General features: G+C 43.6%; 3 protein-coding genes and 2 tRNA genes. All 5 read right to left on the bottom strand.

What is annotated here, in order from left to right; translation table 11 throughout:
* Positions 1 to 261 precede the first annotated feature (261 nt).
* Positions 262 to 333, bottom strand: a tRNA-Thr gene (locus IM477_RS14325).
* Between the two features lie 8 nt (positions 334 to 341).
* Positions 342 to 426, bottom strand: a tRNA-Tyr gene (locus tag IM477_RS14320).
* A gap of 143 nt (positions 427 to 569) precedes the next feature.
* Complete coding sequence (locus IM477_RS14315) at positions 570 to 866, bottom strand: ferredoxin (protein WP_287732241.1); 297 nt, start codon at positions 864 to 866, stop codon at positions 570 to 572.
* A 591-nt stretch (positions 867 to 1,457) separates the two neighbouring features.
* A complete protein-coding gene (locus IM477_RS14310) occupies positions 1,458 to 2,093 on the bottom strand; it encodes a peroxiredoxin (protein WP_002761158.1) in 636 nt (211 codons plus the stop codon).
* A gap of 183 nt (positions 2,094 to 2,276) precedes the next feature.
* Positions 2,277 to 2,624: zinc ribbon domain-containing protein (locus IM477_RS14305; RefSeq protein WP_287732240.1), on the bottom strand; the 348-nt coding region annotated here is incomplete at its 5' end.

Below are 2,624 nucleotides of genomic sequence, written 5' to 3'. Positions count from 1 at the left end.
TCGGGTTTTGAAGGGTTGTCATCCGTTGTGATAATTGTACCAGAAGGCAATTGATAGCCTGTTAAATTCCCTTGTTTCCACCACCTCCAAGCCGTTCGATAACTTATTCCTGTTTTTTTTGCCTAGTCTGATAGTTTTGTCTGTACATACTACCATGAATGACTATATATGACCATATTTGTATTGAAACTTTACAATACTGCTGAAGACTTACTTAATCTCATCCTTCAACGGCTTATTGAGAATGAGCAGGGAAGAGAAAGCCCGTGATGAGGATTGAACTCATGACCTCACCCTTACCAAGGGTGTGCTCTACCACTGAGCTACACGGGCATTGATCGTGGTGGGCCGGGCCGGATTCGAACCAGCGTAGGCGTAGCCAACGGATTTACAGTCCGCCCCCATTAACCACTCGGGCACCGACCCATTAATTCCACGATTAACAATCATAGCACCCTTAGCTAAAACACACAAGTGTTTAGGGGAAAAAATTTTTGATCCATAAAATAACTCCCGTTAAGCACCATAGATAGCACTTAACGGGAGTTTTCTGACGATCTTGAGAGAGATTACTTCAAAGCTGCTTCTTCTTGGTGGGTGAGGATCACACAGTCAGAGGTAGGATAGGCGACGCAGGTGAGGACATAACCCGCTTCAATTTGATCGTCATCTAAGAAGGATTGATCGGATTGATCAACGCTACCAGATACAAGTTTACCGGCACAGGTGGAGCAAGCTCCCGCACGGCAGGAATAAGGTAAGTCCAGTCCTTCTTCTTCAGCTATATCGAGAATGTACTCATCATCGGGAACCTCAATTGTATGATCGCCATCGGGTGTTTTTAGGGTGACTTTATAAGTTGCCATCGGTTGTTCCTCTTAATTAAATGCTAGTGAAAGCGGCAGTCTCTACAATTGCCTCTCGCTCGCAGTCAGAGTGAACGATGCGAGCGAGTTTCATTTTTGATACTACGGGAAAATCTGCCTGACTCAGCCTTGCATTAGTAATGACAGTCTTAAATAAACTTAAAATAAAATTTACTTATATATCTAACCCGGAATTCTTGACGCTCCTTGCTCGATCTCTAGATAATTTCATCGATCTACAATCTAGCTAAACTAACCACTACTAAGCATTTGGAGCCATAATGTTAATTGTTTTTTTAGCCTTAAGCCGATTTTTGTTAAATATTAATTTAACTTATAGTTAAGATAGATGTCGATGAATTGTCTTTAACCCAGCCAAGAAATTGCTTTTCGGCACTACTGCCGCTAACACATCTAGGGAAACTATGAAAAAATATATTGACAATCAAACCAATAAATGATAAAGGGAGATAAATCCCCTGTTGCCAGGGGTAGCATCCGTTTTAACGGATAGCCAACCCTCGCTCAAGATTTTATGGTTTTTGGATTGTCAGTTTTCCAGGATATGGTTCACCGATTACCCATCACTAATTACTTATTAGGTTGGGGAGTCATGCGTAGATAGGGTTTGATTTCTTCAACTCCTTTGGGGAATTTGCTACGAGCTTCTTCAGTGGGAATAGAGGGAACCACCACACAATCGCCGCCGTCGGTCCAGTTAGCGGGGGTAGCCACTTGATAGTTATCGGTGAGCTGCAGGGAGTCAATCACCCGCAGTATCTCGTTAAAATTGCGTCCCGTGCTGGCAGGATAGGTAATGGTTAAACGTAATTTTTTGTTGGGATCGATGATAAACACCGAACGTACCGTCAGATTATTGAGGGAATTAGGGTGAATCATGCCGTAGAGATCCGACACTTTGCGATCACCATCGGCGATAATCGGATAGTTAACGGTAGTGTTTTGAGTTTCGTTGATGTCATTAATCCAACCCCGATGGGATTCGGCACTATCCACACTCAAAGCGATCACTTTAACATTACGTCGCTCAAATTCTGACTTAAGACTAGCCACCGTACCTAATTCCGTGGTACAAACAGGAGTGTAATCAGCCGGGTGCGAGAACAGCACTACCCAGCTATCTCCTACCCACTGGTGAAAAGAAATCGGACCTTCACTAGAATCTTGTGTAAAATCTGGAACGATATCACCCAATTGGAGAGCCATAATTGTGTCTTCCTTATAGATATTTCAAGACAAGCAACAGTCCATGATGCCATAGGAGTGCTGTTCGTCAGCGATAATTTTAGGGATTTGTAATAATTGGATTAGGGGAATGGGGAAATAGGGAAATTCAACTTTGACTCTCCCCCGCTAACCGCTCGCGCGTTGTAGCGGGGGATTCTTGGTTCATAGGCTCTTGACTAGATCGACCTGGTTTAACCGGACGATCCCCAACCGATCGCCTCCGCAAGCGTTTTCTAACACGGTCAGTCCGACCGCATTTTTTCCTCGGTTCTCGATTACCTTTGCTGATGCCGTATCTCTTGGTTCGATGTTACCGCAAGAATCACACCGGTGAACTCTTTCCGATAACGACTTTTTGCCAGTAATTGCGCCACAATTCGGACACTCTTGCGAAGTTCCGTTTTTATCGACCTTAAGATAATATTTTCCCCGTTTCCAAACAACAAACGGTAGTATCTCATTAATAAAACTACCGATGCCCGAATCTAGAGATTGTTTTCTAACGATTCC

The sequence above is a fragment of the Microcystis sp. M090S1 genome (genome assembly GCF_020246295.1).
In the GTDB taxonomy this organism is placed as follows: Bacteria; Cyanobacteriota; Cyanobacteriia; order Cyanobacteriales; family Microcystaceae; genus Microcystis; species Microcystis aeruginosa.
This window is presented reverse-complemented; position numbering and strand designations above follow the sequence as displayed.

Bases quoted from the DNA above. Each gene is read 5' to 3' on its own strand.
- IM477_RS14310 (WP_002761158.1), bottom strand. From the start codon at position 2,093: ATGGCTCTCCAATTGGGTGATATCGTTCCAGATTTTACACAAGATTCT.
- IM477_RS14315 (WP_287732241.1), bottom strand. From the start codon at position 866: ATGGCAACTTATAAAGTCACCCTAAAAACACCCGATGGCGATCATACA.